Source organism: Microbacterium californiense (assembly GCF_047246625.1).
GTDB lineage: Bacteria > Actinomycetota > Actinomycetes > Actinomycetales > Microbacteriaceae > Microbacterium.
In genome coordinates, this window is the sequence record NZ_JBFOKQ010000001.1 from 2,299,261 (window position 1) to 2,314,835 (window position 15,575).

The 15,575-nt window shown below is 70.1% G+C and carries 18 protein-coding genes and 1 tRNA gene; 17 read left to right on the plus strand and 2 right to left on the minus strand.

Annotation, left to right across the window (positions count from 1 at the left end; genetic code table 11):
* Positions 1-311: 311 nt before the first annotated feature.
* The 10 genes from AB3M82_RS11035 to AB3M82_RS11080 all read left to right on the plus strand — a co-directional run bounded on the left by AB3M82_RS11035 (position 312) and on the right by AB3M82_RS11080 (position 8,542).
* Positions 312-1,127: an endonuclease domain-containing protein gene (locus AB3M82_RS11035; RefSeq protein ID WP_412957931.1), complete on the plus strand. Its 816-nt coding sequence runs from the start codon at positions 312-314 to the stop codon at positions 1,125-1,127.
* 130 nt (positions 1,128-1,257) lie between these two features.
* Positions 1,258-2,982, plus strand: a complete 1,725-nt coding sequence (poxB, locus tag AB3M82_RS11040) for a ubiquinone-dependent pyruvate dehydrogenase (RefSeq protein WP_412957932.1) — start codon at positions 1,258-1,260, stop codon at positions 2,980-2,982.
* A gap of 152 nt (positions 2,983-3,134) precedes the next feature.
* A tRNA-Trp gene (locus AB3M82_RS11045) sits at positions 3,135-3,207 on the plus strand.
* A gap of 39 nt (positions 3,208-3,246) precedes the next feature.
* Complete coding sequence (gene secE / locus AB3M82_RS11050; protein ID WP_412957933.1) at positions 3,247-3,519, plus strand: preprotein translocase subunit SecE; 273 nt, start codon at positions 3,247-3,249, stop codon at positions 3,517-3,519.
* A gap of 44 nt (positions 3,520-3,563) precedes the next feature.
* The gene (gene nusG, locus AB3M82_RS11055) at positions 3,564-4,583 is read left to right on the plus strand and encodes a transcription termination/antitermination protein NusG (protein ID WP_412957934.1); all 1,020 of its coding nucleotides are present in this window, start codon (positions 3,564-3,566) and stop codon (positions 4,581-4,583) included.
* A gap of 356 nt (positions 4,584-4,939) precedes the next feature.
* Positions 4,940-5,371: a 50S ribosomal protein L11 gene (gene rplK / locus AB3M82_RS11060; protein WP_412957935.1), complete on the plus strand. Its 432-nt coding sequence runs from the start codon at positions 4,940-4,942 to the stop codon at positions 5,369-5,371.
* A gap of 11 nt (positions 5,372-5,382) precedes the next feature.
* The gene (rplA, locus tag AB3M82_RS11065; protein ID WP_412957936.1) at positions 5,383-6,072 is read left to right on the plus strand and encodes a 50S ribosomal protein L1; all 690 of its coding nucleotides are present in this window, start codon (positions 5,383-5,385) and stop codon (positions 6,070-6,072) included.
* A gap of 189 nt (positions 6,073-6,261) precedes the next feature.
* On the plus strand, positions 6,262-7,083 hold the full coding sequence (locus tag AB3M82_RS11070) for an amino acid ABC transporter substrate-binding protein (protein ID WP_412957937.1): 822 nt from the start codon (positions 6,262-6,264) through the stop codon (positions 7,081-7,083).
* Between the two features lie 3 nt (positions 7,084-7,086).
* Positions 7,087-7,752 carry an amino acid ABC transporter permease gene (locus AB3M82_RS11075; protein WP_412957938.1) on the plus strand — a complete coding sequence of 222 codons (666 nt, stop codon included), beginning with the start codon at positions 7,087-7,089 and terminating at the stop codon, positions 7,750-7,752.
* Positions 7,739-8,542 carry an amino acid ABC transporter ATP-binding protein gene (locus tag AB3M82_RS11080; protein ID WP_412957939.1) on the plus strand — a complete coding sequence of 268 codons (804 nt, stop codon included), beginning with the start codon at positions 7,739-7,741 and terminating at the stop codon, positions 8,540-8,542. Before AB3M82_RS11075 ends, AB3M82_RS11080 begins: the two co-directional genes overlap by 14 nt.
* Before the next feature lie 13 nt (positions 8,543-8,555).
* Here the strand turns inward: AB3M82_RS11080 and lysE are convergent, their stop codons facing one another.
* Positions 8,556-9,227 (minus strand): L-lysine exporter, encoded by a 672-nt coding sequence (gene lysE / locus AB3M82_RS11085; RefSeq protein ID WP_412957940.1) that lies wholly within the window; start codon positions 9,225-9,227, stop codon positions 8,556-8,558.
* A gap of 70 nt (positions 9,228-9,297) precedes the next feature.
* Here lysE and AB3M82_RS11090 point away from each other — a divergent pair, with 70 nt between their 5' ends.
* The 6 genes from AB3M82_RS11090 (at position 9,298) to AB3M82_RS11115 (ending at position 13,537) form a co-directional block, all read left to right on the plus strand.
* Complete coding sequence (locus tag AB3M82_RS11090) at positions 9,298-10,176, plus strand: LysR family transcriptional regulator ArgP (protein ID WP_412957941.1); 879 nt, start codon at positions 9,298-9,300, stop codon at positions 10,174-10,176.
* Positions 10,177-10,331: 155 nt separating this feature from the next.
* Positions 10,332-10,967 (plus strand): SipW-dependent-type signal peptide-containing protein, encoded by a 636-nt coding sequence (locus AB3M82_RS11095; protein WP_412957942.1) that lies wholly within the window; start codon positions 10,332-10,334, stop codon positions 10,965-10,967.
* 7 nt (positions 10,968-10,974) lie between these two features.
* The gene (locus AB3M82_RS11100) at positions 10,975-11,595 is read left to right on the plus strand and encodes a SipW-dependent-type signal peptide-containing protein (RefSeq protein ID WP_412957943.1); all 621 of its coding nucleotides are present in this window, start codon (positions 10,975-10,977) and stop codon (positions 11,593-11,595) included.
* 42 nt (positions 11,596-11,637) lie between these two features.
* Positions 11,638-12,240 (plus strand): signal peptidase I, encoded by a 603-nt coding sequence (locus tag AB3M82_RS11105; RefSeq protein WP_412957944.1) that lies wholly within the window; start codon positions 11,638-11,640, stop codon positions 12,238-12,240.
* Complete coding sequence (locus tag AB3M82_RS11110; protein WP_412957945.1) at positions 12,237-12,968, plus strand: LPXTG cell wall anchor domain-containing protein; 732 nt, start codon at positions 12,237-12,239, stop codon at positions 12,966-12,968. The genes AB3M82_RS11105 and AB3M82_RS11110 overlap by 4 nt, the downstream gene beginning before the upstream one ends.
* 77 nt (positions 12,969-13,045) lie before the next feature.
* Positions 13,046-13,537, plus strand: coding sequence for a hypothetical protein (locus AB3M82_RS11115; RefSeq protein ID WP_412957946.1), 492 nt, complete (start codon positions 13,046-13,048; stop codon positions 13,535-13,537).
* 10 nt (positions 13,538-13,547) lie between these two features.
* Here the strand turns inward: AB3M82_RS11115 and AB3M82_RS11120 are convergent, their stop codons facing one another.
* Positions 13,548-14,228 carry a YqaJ viral recombinase family protein gene (locus tag AB3M82_RS11120; protein ID WP_412957947.1) on the minus strand — a complete coding sequence of 227 codons (681 nt, stop codon included), beginning with the start codon at positions 14,226-14,228 and terminating at the stop codon, positions 13,548-13,550.
* Between the two features lie 255 nt (positions 14,229-14,483).
* Here AB3M82_RS11120 and AB3M82_RS11125 point away from each other — a divergent pair, with 255 nt between their 5' ends.
* Positions 14,484-15,500: a hypothetical protein gene (locus tag AB3M82_RS11125; RefSeq protein ID WP_412957948.1), complete on the plus strand. Its 1,017-nt coding sequence runs from the start codon at positions 14,484-14,486 to the stop codon at positions 15,498-15,500.
* The last annotated feature ends 75 nt before the right edge of the window (positions 15,501-15,575 follow it).

The following is a 15,575-nucleotide window of genomic DNA, read 5'->3' on the forward strand; positions in this document are numbered from 1 at the left end:
TCGACTCGGTCGGGGCGGCGTTTTCCGACCTCTCACGCGTCCCAGGGCGACCCGGGTTGCCGAGGGGTCAAGACACGCCGTGCGCGAGTGCGGGGAGCGGGCGTGTCTTGACCCCTCGCGACGGGATGCCGTGATCACGACCGTTCCTCCACTGCTGGCGATTTCCTCGCGTTCTGCACTGCGTTCGACGGGCCCCCGGACATCAGAGTGGATGTCCGGGGGCGATCGTCGACGATGGCCGGATGCGTCCGCTGCCTCTGCCTCCCGAAACACCTGAAGCGTTCACCGTTGCGACGGCCCGCTCCCTCGGAGTGTCCGAGAAGCGTCTGCGCGCCACGGACCTCGAGCGCCCGTTCCACGGCACCCGATCCCGCATCGGGCTCACCCACCTGCAGCGCCTGGCCCTCCTTCTCGACGCGCTCCCGGACCACGCTTTCGCGTGCGGCGCATCGGCCGCGCTGCTCTGGGGGCTGCCGTTGCCCATGCATGTGGAAGAGGATGCGCGGAGCCGTCCGCACATCGGTGTCCCGCGGGATGCGACGCGGATCCGGCGCGCGGGCGTGAGCGGTCACCGTCTCGAGGTCTCGGATGACGACATCGTCGTGGTGGAGGGGATGCGAACCCTCCGTCCCACGCGACTGTGGATCGACGTCTCCGCGGTGCTCGCGCTGCCCTCGCTCCTCGCTCTCACCGATGCGCTCCTCAGTGTCCGGCATCCACTGGCGACGATGGACGAGCTCGCTTCGGCGCAGCGGAGGTTCGCCGGTCGGCGCGGAGCGAAGAAGCGGGGGCGGGTGCACGAGCTGGCGGACGGGCGTGCCGAGTCGCCGCGGGAATCGATGGTACGGCTGATCCTCGTCGAGGCCGGCCTCCCGGCGCCGGAGTGCAACGTCGAGATCTGGGACGGCGACCGCTTCGTGGCCCGGGTCGACATGCTGTATCGCCTCCGACGTCTCGTCATCGAATACGACGGTGATCATCACCGCGACCCGGATCAGTGGAGCCGTGATCAGATCCGCCGGGCGGAGCTCGAAGCGCTCGGCTATCGGGTGACCGTCGTGACCCGCCGGGACTTCGACGACCCGGCGGCGCTCGTGCGGCGCATCCGCCGACTCCTCGCCGCGTGACGGCATCCGGTCGACCGCGAGAGGTCGAGAAACGCCCGTTCGCGACGGTTCAGGGGGCGTTTCTTGACCCCTCACGCATCCTCGACCCTCGACCGGCCCCACGCCGGGAGGGCGGGCGTAGGGTCGAATCATGGCCAACGTCGCTGAGAACATCGTCACGTCACTGCGCGCCAACGGCGTCGAGCGGGTCTACGGCATCCCGGGGGACTCCCTCAACGGATTCACGGATGCGCTCCGCAAGGACGGCACGATCGCCTGGGTGCAGACGCGGCACGAGGAGGCGGCGGCCTTCGCCGCAGCCGCCGAGGCCGCCCTCACCGGCGAGCTCGCCGTCGTGGCGGGGTCGTGCGGGCCCGGGAACCTGCATCTCATCAACGGGCTGTACGACGCGAACCGGTCGAGGGTCCCGGTGCTGGCGATCGCCGCCCACATCCCCACGACCGAGATCGGCACCGGCTACTTCCAGGAGACCCGTCCCCAGGAGCTGTTCCGCGACTGCAGCGTGTACGTCGAGTACGTCGCCGATCCGCGGCAGATGCCCCGGCTCCTCGAGATCGCGATGCGCGCGGCGATCGAGCAGCGCGGGGTCGCGGTCCTCGTGATCCCGGGCGACGTGGCGCTGCAGGACATCGCGGACGACCGGGCCGTCGTGATCGAGCGCTCGCACCCGGTCGTCGTCCCCCGCGGCGACGAGCTCGAGCGTGCCGCGACCCTGCTCAACGCGGCCAAGAAGGTGACGATCCTGGCCGGCGCGGGGGCGGAGGGAGCGCACGACGAGGTCGTGGCCCTCGCCGACCGCCTCGGAGCGCCCATCGTGCACGCGCTGCGCGGCAAGGAGTTCATCGAATACGACAATCCGTTCGACGTCGGGATGACGGGGCTGCTGGGCTTCGCGTCCGGCTACCGGGCGATGGAGGCGGCCGATGCCCTCCTCGTGCTCGGCAGCGACTTCCCTTACGAGCAGTTCTATCCGGAGAAGGCGACCACGATCCAGGTCGACATCCGCGGGTCGCAGCTGGGCCGCCGGCATCCGCTCGATCTGGGTCTCGTCGGCGACGTCCGCGCGACCGTCGACGCCCTGCTTCCGCGCCTCGCCCGACAGGACGACCGGGGCCACCTCGACGACGCGCTCGCGCACTACCGCAAGACCCGCGCGAAGCTCGATGACCTCGCCGTGCCGACGAAGCCGGGTCGCCCCATCCACCCGCAGTACCTGGCCCGGCTGCTCGACGAGCACGCGGCCGACGACGCGATCTTCACCGCCGATGTCGGCTCGCCGACGGTGTGGGCCGCTCGGTACCTCCACATGACCGAGAAGCGTCGGCTGATCGGCTCGTTCACCCACGGGTCGATGGCGAACGCGCTCATGCACGGCATCGGGGCGCAGATCTCGCATCGCGACCGCCAGGTCGTGGCGCTGGCCGGCGACGGCGGCCTCGCCATGATGCTCGGCGAGCTGCTGACCCTCGTGCAGCACGATCTCCCGCTGAAGACGATCGTGGTGAACAACTCCTCGCTGAACTTCGTCGAGCTCGAGATGAAGGCGGCCGGGTTCGTGAACTTCGGCACGGGCCTCACGAATCCGAGCTTCGCGGCCGTCGCCGAGGCGATGGGCATCTTCGCGCGGCGCGTGGAGAACAGCGAGGACCTCCCGGATGCCGTGCGCGAGGTGCTGGCCCACGACGGGCCCGCCCTGCTCGACGTGGTGACCGAGCGTCAGGAGCTGTCGATGCCGCCGGCGGTCAAGGCGGAACAGGTCGGAGGCTTCGCGCTCTACGCGATCCGTACCGTCATGTCGGGCCGCGGCGACGAACTGCTCGACCTCGCCCGGGCGAACTGGCGCCAGCTCTTCTGACGCGCCCGGCCCATGCCCCCGGTTCGGCAGCCCGCGGAGGATGCCGTACACTGGGGGAGCAGTCTGTTCTCTGCATTCTTTCGCCGTGCCCCGGGTGCTCCTCGGGTTTCGGATGGCAGGATGGGAGGACACCCCGAGATCTCCGGATCTCTAGGGCGGTAGCTCAATTGGCAGAGCAGCGGTCTCCAAAACCGCAGGTTGCAGGTTCGATTCCTGTCCGCCCTGCGCGTCAGCGCACGCTGACACACGAAAGGTACATTCAGGATGGAACAGGACGAACCGCGCGGCGAGGTCATCACGGCAGGCGCCACCCGCGAGAAGAAGGGCAACCCCTTCTCCCGGTTCTTCGGGGGCATCGCCCTGTTCATCCGCCAGGTCATCTCCGAGCTGCGCAAGGTCGTCACCCCGACCCGCAAGGAGCTGGTCAAGTTCACCGCCGTGGTGCTCGTCTTCGTTCTGATCGTCATGGGCATCGTCTACGGCTTGGACACCCTGTTCGCGTTCGTGACGCACTGGGTGTTCGGAATCCCTGACTGACGACTTCCCCGCGGCTCGCGCCGCAGCGATTGGAAAGAAACAACGTGTCTGAACGATATTCCGATGATGCCGACTGGGCACCCGCAGCCGAGCAGTCGAGCGAGGAAGACGAGTCCCAGGAGGGCAACGTCCTCGCTCAGGAGGAGCGCTCCTCGACGTCTGCGGAGCACGTCGCCGTGCACATCGAGGATGAGGACGGCGCAGAAGACACGGATGACGACATCGAAATCGAAGACCCGGAGGCGGACGCGATCGTGAACGACGCTCTCAACCTGGACGAGGCAGCGGAGTCCGAAGCCGCCGCCGAGGTCCTGAACGACGCTGTGGCCGAGGAGGAGGCCGACCGCGAGGCGGCCGCCGCCGACGAGGTCACCCCTTACGACGGTCCCGACGTGAACGGCGACGACGACGAGGTCTCCTCCGATGAGGACGCCTCGGACGAGGACCCCTACGAGACCTTCCGCGCCGACCTGCGGATGCTGCCGGGCAAGTGGTACGTGATCCACTCGTACGCCGGCTTCGAGCGCAAGGTCAAGGCGAACATCGAGCAGCGCAAGTCGACGCTCGAGGTCGAGGACGAGATCTACCAGGTCGAGGTCCCCATGGAGGACGTCGTCGAGATCAAGAACGGCCAGCGCAAGATGGTCACCCGCGTGCGCATCCCCGGCTACGTGCTCGTGCGCATGGAGCTCACGGAAGACACCTGGTCGGTCGTGCGTCACACGCCGGGCGTCACCGGCTTCGTGGGCAACGCCCACAACCCGACGCCGCTGCGCTTCGAAGAGGCCTTCAACATGCTGAAGTCGCTCGTCGAGGTCAAGGACGTCCCCACCGCGAAGAACATCGCGTCGAAGGGCGGCGTGGCCGTGGCCCGTCCGCTCCCGGCCGAGGTCGACTTCGAGGTCGGCGAGACCATCACGATCAAGGAGGGCTCGTTCGCGGGTCTTCCGGGCTCGATCAGCGAGATCAAGCCCGAGAGCGGCAAGCTCACGGTCCTCGTCTCGCTCTTCGAGCGCGAGACCCCGGTCGAGCTGTCGTTCGACCAGGTCACCAAGATGATCTGACGCAGACCCTCACTCGCAGAACGCCCCGCCGGTCCGTCCGGCGGGGCGTTCTGCGTGAGGCGTTCACCCCCGGCGAGGCGATCCGCCCCCGGGCGAGGGGTCAAGACACGCCGTATCGGATGCCGTGAACGCGGCGTTTCCTGACTCCTCGCGGGTTGAGCGCGCGAGCGCAGGGCCGGGCGTGCGAGGGTGCGCAGCATCGGGTAGACTCTTATGGTTTGCGTGCCGCTTCGGCGTGCGCAGACGACCACGCTCCGGAGAGGCCGGATCTGTGGGAGAGCGGATGCTCGTCCTGATCGAGGCGCGAAGCGCCGAGACGAAGGGCATCCGGCATCCGCTCGATGAAAGGAAAGAGAATGGCACCGAAGAAGAAGGTGACCGGCCTGATCAAGCTTCAGATCAACGCCGGTGCAGCCAACCCGGCGCCGCCGATCGGCCCCGCGCTCGGTCAGCATGGCGTCAACATCATGGAGTTCTGCAAGGCGTACAACGCCGCGACCGAGTCGCAGCGCGGCAACGTCATCCCCGTCGAGATCACCGTCTACGAGGACCGCAGCTTCACCTTCGTCCTGAAGACCCCGCCCGCGGCGGAGCTCATCAAGAAGGCCGCCGGCGTGCAGAAGGCCTCGGCCACCCCGCACACCGTCAAGGTCGGCAAGATCACCAAGGACCAGGTCCGTCAGATCGCCGAGACCAAGCAGGCCGACCTGAACGCGAACGACCTCGAGGCCGCCTCGAAGATCATCGCCGGCACCGCCCGCTCCATGGGCATCACGGTCGAGGGCTGAGGAGAATAATCATGGCTACCAAGTCCAAGGCTTACAAGGCTGCCGCCGAGAAGATCGAGGCAGACCGTTTCTACACTCCCGCCGAGGCCGTCGCCCTGGCCAAGGAGACCGGCTCCGCGAAGTTCGACGCGACCGTCGAGGTCGCGCTGAAGCTCGCCGTCGACCCGCGCAAGGCGGACCAGATGGTGCGCGGCACCGTCATCCTGCCCCACGGCACCGGCAAGACCGCTCGCGTCATCGTGTTCGCCACGGGCGCTGCGGCTGAGGCTGCGATCGCTGCGGGTGCCGATGAGGTCGGCGGCGCCGAGCTCATCGAGAAGGTCGCCGGCGGCTGGACCGCGTTCGACTCGGCCGTCTCCACGCCCGAGCTCATGGGCCAGGTCGGTCGTCTCGGCAAGGTGCTGGGTCCGCGTGGCCTCATGCCCAACCCGAAGACCGGCACCGTGACCCCGAACGTCGCGAAGGCGGTCGAGGACATCAAGGGCGGAAAGATCGAGTTCCGCGTCGACAAGCACGCCAACGTGCACTTCGTCGTCGGCAAGGCCTCCTTCACCGCCGAGCAGCTGAACGAGAACATCGACGCAGCACTCGAGGAGATCGTGCGCCTCAAGCCGTCGAGCTCGAAGGGCCGTTACATCCAGAAGGGTGCGGTGTCGACCACGTTCGGCCCCGGCATCCCGCTGGACGTCAACGCCATCTGAGTCTGAGTCACCGAACGCCCCCGGGTCCGCCCGGGGGCGTTTCTGTGTCCTGGCGAGCGGGCTCGGCATATCGGCGGGTCACGGAAGGACATCGGATGCGGCGTCTCGCGGCGTCCCGCGTACTGTGAGAGGTTCCCGGCTCGGACGCGTAAAATCGCATCGCCCCGCTTCACCCCAGGAGGGTCCACCATGTCTCGTCGTCTCCTCGCCGTCGCCACTCTGGCCGTCGCCGCCGTCGCGCTCAGCGCCTGCAGCGGCGGCTCCGCCCCGGAGAATGCGTCCGACGGCACCGCGGGATCGGCAGGATCCGAGTACGGGCTCGTGCAGGACGGAACCCTCACGGTCGCGACCGAGGGCACGTACCGCCCCTTCAGCTTCCACGGCGAGGGAGGCTCGGGGGAGCTGACCGGCTTCGACGTCGAGATCATCCAGGCCGTGGCCGACAAGCTCGGCCTCGAGGTGCAGTTCCAGGAGACGCAGTGGGACGCGATCTTCGCCGGACTCGACGCGGGCCGCTTCGACGTCATCGCCAACCAGGTGTCGATCAACGACGAGCGCGAGGAGAAGTACCTCTTCAGCGAGGCGTACACGGTCTCGCCCGGCGTGATCGTGGTGGCCGAGGACGACGACTCGATCTCCTCCTTCGACGACCTCGCCGGCAAGACCACGGCGCAGTCCCTCACCAGCAACTGGTACGACCTCGCCACCGAGGCCGGCGCGAACGTGGAGGCCGTCGAGGGCTGGGCGCAGGCGGTCGAGCTGCTGCGCCAGGGCCGCGTCGACGCGACCGTCAACGACAAGCTCACGTTCCTCGACTACGAGACGACCAACAGCCCGTCGGGTCTGAAGATCGCCGCGGAGACCGATGAGGCCGGCGAGCAGGCGTTCGTCTTCACCAAGGACAAGGAAGCGCTCGTCGAGGCCGTCGACGCCGCGCTCGAGGAGCTCCGCGCCGACGGGACGCTCGCCGAGATCAGCGACAAGTACTTCGGCGAAGACGTCACGCAGTAGCCGATGGAGAGCCCCTGGCAGCTGTTCTTCGATTCGCTCGGGCCCATCGCCCTGGCGGGTCTGACGGCGACCGTGCCCCTGGCGCTGGCGTCGTTCGCGCTGGGGCTCCTGCTCGCGGTCGGCGTCGCCCTGATGCGGATCTCGGTGAACCCGATCGTCTCGTCGATCGCCCGGTTCTACATCTCCGTGATCCGCGGCACGCCGATGCTGGTGCAGCTGTTCGTGATCTTCTACGGGCTCCCGTCGGTCGGGGTCACGCTCGACCCGTGGCCGAGTGCGATCATCGCGCTCTCGCTGAACGTCGGAGGGTACGGCGCCGAGGTCGTGCGGGCGGCGATCCTCTCGGTGCCGAAGGGGCAGTGGGAGGCCGCGTACACGGTCGGCATGAACCGCACGCGCACGCTGACGCGCATCATCCTGCCGCAGGCGGCCCGCGTGTCGGTGCCGCCGCTGTCGAACACGTTCATCTCGCTGGTGAAGGACACCTCCCTCGCCTCACTGATCCTCGTGACGGAGCTGTTCAAGGTGGCCCAGCAGATCGCGTCGACCACGTTGGAGTTCATGGTGCTGTACCTCGCGGCGGCACTCGTCTACTGGGTGTTCTGCCTCGTCCTGTCGTTCGGGCAGAGCGCCCTCGAGAGGAGGCTCGACAGCCGTGTCGCGCACTGATCGCCACACCGAACCCCTGCTGACCGCCCGGGGGCTGCACAAGCGCTTCGGCGACAACGAGGTGCTCCAGGGCATCGACCTCACCCTGCACCGCGGCGAGGTGGTGGTGCTGATCGGTCCGAGCGGCTCCGGGAAGACGACGGTGCTCCGCTCGCTCAACGGACTCGAGACGCCGGATGCCGGGACCATCGTGGTCGACGGCGGTCCCGAGATCGACTTCGACTCAGGGGCACGCCTCCCCGCGCGCGTTCGCAAGCAGCAGCGGTTCGCCCTGCGCGACCGCTCCGCCATGGTGTTCCAGCACCACAATCTCTTCCCGCACCTCACGGTGCTGGAGAACGTCATCGAGGGTCCGTGGCGGGTGCAGCGCCGGTCGAAGGCGGAGGTGGTGGCCGAGGCGCGCGTGCTCCTCGACCGTGTCGGACTGAGCGACAAGGCGGATGCCCGTCCGCATCAGCTGTCCGGTGGGCAGCAGCAGCGCGTGGGCATCGTGCGCGCGCTGGCGCTGAAGCCGGACCTGCTGCTGTTCGACGAGCCCACGAGCGCGTTGGATCCGGAGCTGGTGGGCGAGGTGCTGCTCGTCATCAAGGAGCTCGCGGACGAGGGCTGGACCATGGCCGTGGTGACGCACGAGCTGCAGTTCGCGCGCGAGGCGGCCGACCATGTGCTGTTCCTCGACGGGGGAGTGATCGTCGAGCAGGGGGCCCCGGCGCAGCTGTTCACCGCGCCTCAGCACGAGCGCACGCAGCGCTTCCTGACCCGCATCCTCCGGCCGATGGACGGCGCCTGACGCAGGCCGGCGGTCAGCCGAGGACGGGCAGCACGAGGCTGACCGCGAGCGACACCATGATCACGGCGATGACGGCATCCAGCATCCGCCACGATCGCGGGGTCCGCAGCCAGCGTCCGAGATAGCGGGCGCCGAATCCCAGAGCCGTGAACCACAGCACGCTGGCCGTGACGGCTCCGGCCGCGAACAGCCACCTCTCCGGGCCGTGGGTGGCCGCGATCGACCCCAGCATGAGCACGGTGTCGAGATAGACGTGCGGGTTGAGCCAGGTCAGCGCCAGGGTCGTGAGGACGACCGGCGCGAGGGCGGTCCGCGTGCGGGCGAGGGTCGCCGTGCGGACGGGAGCCCCTGCCCCGGTCTCGGATCGCGGGGCCGGCTCCTCGTCGACGCGCAGCGCCTCCCCGCCGCCCCGCCACGCGCGCCGCGCCGCCAGCAGACCGTAGCCCAGCAGGAACAGCGCCCCGGCCCAGCGCGCGACGACGATGAGCCACGGTGCGGCGGCGACGAGGATGCCCAGGCCCGCCACCCCGGCGACGATCAGCACGGCGTCGGAGAGCGCGCAGATCACGACCACCACGAGGACGTGCTCTCGACGGATGCCCTGGCGCAGCACGAAGACGTTCTGGGCGCCGATCGCGACGATGAGGGACAGGCCGAGGCCGAGGCCGGAGAGAACGGAGAGCATGCCTTCAGCGTAGGAAGCGTACGCATGCAGCACCAGCGAAGATTCCTTGCGCACCATTAGCATCGCTCATGTGAGAATCGATCCCGAGTTGGCCGCCACTCTCGCCGCCGTCGCAGACGAGGGGACGCTGGATGCCGCGTCCCGGCGCCTGCGCATCACGCCCTCTGCGGTGAGCCAGCGCCTCAAGGCGCTCGAGCAGCAGCTGGGGAGGATCCTCCTGGTGCGCTCGAAGCCGGTGCGCCTCACTGCGGCGGGGGAGTCGGTCGTGCGGCTGGCGCGTCAGGTCGCCCTGCTCGAGCAGGACGCGCTGCAGGGACTCGGAGCCGACGACCGCGATCCCACCCGGCGCCCGGTGATCCCCCTCGCCGTGAACGCCGATTCGATGGCCACCTGGTTCCTCGCTCCGCTCGCCCGCCTCTCCGACCGCCTCGGTGTCGACTTCGACCTTCATCGCGACGATCAGAACTTCACGGCCCGCCTCCTCGAATCCGGCGCCGTCATGGCGGCGGTGACGAGCGAGGAGACGGCGGTCGCCGGATGCTCGGTGACGCCGCTGGGGGTGCTCGAGTACCGGGCGATGGCTGCGCCGGCGTTCGCCGACCGCTGGTTCCGCGACGGAGCCACCACCGAGTCCCTGCGCGCGGCGCCCTTCGTCGACTTCGACCGTCGGGATGCGCTGCAGCACGAGTGGCTGCAGGCGCAGGGTGTCGCGCACCAGGGGGTGCCACGCCACTACGTCCCCGCCTCGCACGACTACGCGCTCGCCGTGCACCTCGGACTCGGCTGGGGGATGGTGCCGCGCGCGCAGCAGGTGCCGGGACTCGTTGCGCTCGGCGGACCCGCGCTGCGGGTGCCGTTGTACTGGCAGCAGTGGAATCTGAGGTCGGTCCTGCTCGACGCCATCGCCGGCGAGGTCGCGGCCGAGGCGCAGGTCGTGCTCCGCGCCTGAGTGGTCGCTCACGCGAAGAGGTGCGGCACAGGAGGCGAAAGTCCGACCGCGATTATTCGATTCTGGAGAGAACATGTCAGGAGGGCAACGACGAATCGTCCCGGCGCTCGACGGCTCAAGCGCCAGCCGCAGCATCCGGAGGGGGAAAAGACGACATGGCCGACAAGAACAGACAGCGCAAGGTGCTCGCCGTCCTGGCAGGGGGTGTCGTGCTCGGTGTGGGAGCCGCCGTGACCCTGGCCGCCTGGAGCGACTCCGAGTTCGCCACCGGCATCTTCACCTCGGGCACCTTCAACCTGCAGGGCTCCACGGCCGGTGATGTCGACGCGAGCTACACCGACCACAACGTCGACGACGGCGACGCCGCCGCGACCCTCGCCTTCGAGCTGCCGGCCGATCTGGTCGGCGACCTGTCGCCCGGGGACTCCGTGTACTCCGGCTTCTGGGTGCGCCTCGCACCGGGCACCACGAGCGCGGCGACCCTCGTCGCCGAGGGCACGACCGCCGACCCGGCGGCCACCTCCAACTCCGACCAGCTGTCGTACGCCGTCTACGCCCTCGCGCCGGACGCGACCTGCGATGCCACGACGGCGACCGGCACGACGGTCGCGACCGGGGCCACCCTCGATGCGCAGACGGCCGTCTCGCCGGTCGCGCTCGCGACGGGAGCGGATGCCGCAACCGCAGGTCCCGCGGTCCAACTGTGCTTCGCGGTCACCGCGGGGGCCGACCTCGAGCAGGGCCTCACCACGACCGCGACCTGGCAGTTCACGGCGACCTCGACGGACTGAGTCGGCGATGCGGACCCGCAGAGCCGAACGGGAGGCGAAGCGCCTGCGCTCCCGCCGGATCCGAGCCGCCCTCGCGGGCGGGCTCGTCTTCGGCGTGGGCGCGGCGATGACCCTCGCCGCGTGGACCGACTCGGAGAATGCGGGTGCCTCGTTCACCGCCGGGCGGTTCGACATCGTGGGGGCGCCCGACGGCGTGTCGTTCAGCAGCCATCCCTCGCCGGGAGCGCCGTCCGCGCTGAGCTTCGCCGTCGCGCCCACGGCGCTGGCGCCCGGCACGACCACGTACGCGCTCTTCAGCGTCCGCACGGCGAACCCGTCGATCGCGGGCACGCTGCAGCTGACCGCCGGCACGCCGACCGGCACCGGGCTCGCCGCCCACCTGACCTACGGCGCGCGCACGATCGGCGCCTCGACCTCCTGCACGGCGACGACGTACGGCACGGGGACGGTCGTCGTCCCCGACGGGTCCGCCCTCACGGTCGGTGCCACCGGCACCCAGGCGGTAGCCGCCAATGGGGCGTCCCAGGTCAACTACTGCCTGGCCGTGACCCTGCCGACCACGGCATCCAACACCGCCCAGGGGCTGACGATGACGCAGGTGTGGCAGGTGGTCGGGACGTCGTCGTAGACGCGACCCGAGCCGATCAGAGGGGGTGTGATGAGCACGACGATGACGAGACGCGATCTCCGTGAGCAGGCGCACGCCGGAGCGCTCCCGCGGCGCGGGGGCGGATTCGGACGGATGCTGGCAGACGTCGTGCTCTGGGTCGCGGCGCTCGGCGGAGTCCTGTGCATGCTGCTGGTCGTGCTCGCCCTGACCGCTCAGATCACGCTGATCATGTTCTCCACCGGGTCGATGTCGCCGACGATCCCGGCGGGCTCCGTCGCGGCGGTGCAGCGCGTGCCGGCCTCCGAGGTCCGCGTCGGCGACGTCGTGACCGTCGACCGCCCCGGCGAGCTGCCCGTGACCCACCGCGTGACCTCCGTCGCGGCGGGGGCCGGCGCCGACGACCGCGTGATCACGATGCGCGGCGACGCGAACGCCGCCGACGACCCCTTCCCGTATCCCGTCTCCTCGGTGCGGCGCGTGCTCTTCGCCGTGCCGGGCGTCGCATCGGTGATCGTCGCCCTCGGCGACCCCGTCGTGCTCGGCGGCATCACCCTCGCCGCCTCGGCGCTCGTGGTCTGGGCCTTCTGGCCGCGGCCCGCGCGCGGTTCGCGGGCGACGGATGCCGCGGGGGAGGCCGTGCCGCGGAAGGCGGACGACACATGAGCCGCCGTCTCGGGGTGTGGAGGGCAGCGGTGCTCGCGATGGTGGGGCTGCTCGTCGCGGCGCCGGCCGCCACCGCCGCGGCAGCATCCCTCCCGTCCCCGGCATCCGCTCGCATCACCGCGAGTGTCGGCGGCGTCCCCGGCCCCGAGGTCGAGGTGATCCAGGGTCGGGTGCTGCGGCTGGTGTCGATGGCCGACTGGGACGACGCAGCGAGCCTGCTGCCGGGACGACCGGTGCGCTGGGACGTCGCGGTGAGCGCGGAGACGGCCGAACCGGGCACCATCACCCTCGGCGTCAGCGCGATCGGCGACGCGCCCTTGCTCGTCGATGCGGAGCTGTGCCCGACCGCGTGGCGAGCGGGCGCCTGCCCCGGGGGAGCCGAGACGCTGCGATCGCGGTGGTCGATCCCTCGCGACGGCGCGCAGATCTCGCTCGCCCGGTTCTCCGCGACCGAGGACGCGCATCTCCGGCTGCGCGTGGCCCTCGCTGAGGATGCCGGCGGCGTGACGCGCATGCGCGTGCACGCCCACGGGGTCGGGGACTCGGTCAGCGTCGCCCCGGAGACCCCGGCGCTCGGTGCGCCGTCGCCGGCCGGCGCGCTTCCGACCACGGGCGGATCCACGGCGCCCATCGTCGTTTTCGTGGGCATCGTGCTCGCCGCCCTCGGGGTCGTGCTGTCCCGCCGCCGCGGGAAACGCGACGTCGAGGTGCGCTGGAGGGTCGAGTGACCGGGCCGGGCATGGAGTCGTCGCGACCCCCGGCGCCCCGCACCCGCCCCCGCGCACGGCGACCGGCTCGCACGCGCATGGTGGCGGGCGCTGTCGGACTCTCGGTCCTCGTCGGCGCGCTCGGTGCCGCGGGGGTACCGGCGACCGAGGCACGGTTCACCGACGCCGAGCACACGACGTCGTCGACGTTCACCGCGCTCCGTCTCGCCACCTCGACGATCACCGGGTGCACCGTGCAGAACAACGGTCTGGGCGGATTCCAGAGCGTCACACTCTCGTGGACCTCCCCCCACCCGCCGGCGTGGGTCCGCCTGACGCTGACCCAGGGTGCGACGTCTGCCGTCGTCCCGGCGGCGAACATCTCGTCCTCCGGTCCGGTCGGCGGACTCTACTCCTACACCGCGACGCTGTCGATCACGACGCTCGGCGCCCTGCTCGCGAACCTGCTCGGCGGCACGACGACGCTCGCCGTGACGAATGTGCACCCCGGGTCGTCGTGGGTGTCGCCCGCCGTGTCGAGGCGGCTCACGATCGGGGCGCTGGGTCTGAACTCGACCTGCACCGTGTAGTCGGGCGGTGTCAGTCGGCCAGGGCGAGAGCGCGGAAGGCGTCGCGCTCACGCAGCTGCTCGCGACGGCTGGCCACGGCATCCGTCGTCCGCGCCGGAGGACGCTGGCCGGTGGTCCGGCGGTACAGCTCGTCGATCAGGTCGGTGGCGAGCCCGACGAGCTTCGCGATCTCGCGCTCGTCGCGGTCGATCCACACGCAGCGCGGCTCGTCGTGCACCGGGGCGAAGTCGACGTGCTCCTCCCAGACGAACAGCGTGCGCTCGGCGCCGAGCACGTGCTGCTGCCACCACACCTGGCGGAGGTAGGTGCGGGGGATGCCGCGGAACGCCTTGTTCGTCGTCTTGATCTCGGCGAGCTCCACGCGGCCGGCGGTGTCGACCGCGATGCCGTCGGGGGTTGCGAGGTGGCGGTGCTCGACCTCGGCGCGGAACAGCGCGGACGACGGGAGGATGCCGTGGGTCGCCGCGACCCACGCGGCGATCTCGGGTTCGCGGCGGCGGCCGTGGTCGGTGTAGGCGTTGCCCCCGAAGCGCGGTCCGCCTCCGAGCTTGGCGTCGGCGGCGCGACTGATCGAGCGCTCGCTCGTGAGTCCCGCGACGTCGGTGGCCGTGATCCCGCGTGACCGTGCCCGCATCCACGCGACACGGTCGCGGGAGTCCGCGACGATGCGTGCGGCGAGTTCGGGGGTCACCTGAAAACCCTAACCCCGGCATCCGACCTCCGCCGATCGCACACGCCGCCACCCCGGTACGGACGCCGAACCACCCCTTTCCGTCCGAACGGCCCCTTTGCGTGCCGTTCGCGAGGGGGTGGGTCGCACGAAAGGGGGTGTTTCGAGGTGGCGACAGGCACGCGACTCGTTCTGCACAACGGCGACAGACGGGGGATTCGTCCCGATTACGGCGAAGGGCTTCGGGGAGAGGCCGGACGGGGCGACACTCGCCGGATGCGACACGCGACTCTGCCCGAACTCCGTACGCTCCTGATCGACAGACGGCGCCTCGAGGGCGACGGCCACACCTCGCGCTCCATCCGTGTCGCGATCGACTCAGGTCGCCTGCACGTCGTACGACGCGGATGGTTCGTGCCGGCCGACGAGTGGGCACTGTTGTGGCCCGAGTCCCGGCACCGTGCAGAAGTGCTCGCCACTGCTCTGTCGGCCACGACGACCGAACCGGTCTTCTCCCACCTCTCGGCCGCGGTGTTGTGGGACCTCCCGCTCTGGCGCATGCAACCGCGGCGGGTGCACGTGATGGTCGACAGGAGGCATCATCGCCATAGCGTGCCCGGCATCCTGCGGCATGAGGGGGTGCTCCCGGATGACGATGTCGCCGTGATCGACGGGATACGCTGCACGAATCTGTCGCGCACGGTCTACGACGTGATCCGCACGGTGAGGGCGGAGGCTGCGCTCGTCGCCGGGGACGCCGCGCTGGCGCGGATCGGCGGCGATCCGTGGGCGTTCGACGACGACGCCGCAGCGGCGTGGACGGCGAGCCTCCACGCACGGTTGCGGCTGCCCGGCGCGCGAGGGATCGTGGCGGCTCGACGCATCGCCGACCTCATGGACGGGCGGGCCCAGCTGCCTCTCGAGAGTGTGACGCGTTATCGGCTGCATCAACAGGGCTTCTCCCGGATGACTCTGCAGAGGTCCGTGGCTCGTCCCGATGGCGGACTCTACTGGCTGGACATCGCGATCGATGACGCGCGCACGTTCGTCGAGTGCGACGGGAAGGAGAAATACACAGACCCGGCCTTGCGCGGGAGGCGATCGATGGAGCAGGTTCTGTTCGACGAGAAGTCCCGCGAGGACTGGATACGCGGTACGACGGGATGGCGGATCGTGAGGGTCGGGAGCGACGACATGCGCACCGCCGAGTCGGCCGCGGCGCGTTTCCGCGCCTTCGGTCTTCTCCCGGGTTCGCCTGAGCGTCCCGATCGACTCGCCGAGCCACCCCCTTGAGGTCCAGCCACCCCCGTGATTGCGGGATGCAAGGGGGTGGCTCGGCCTGAGAGGGGTGGTTCGGCAGGCACGAGG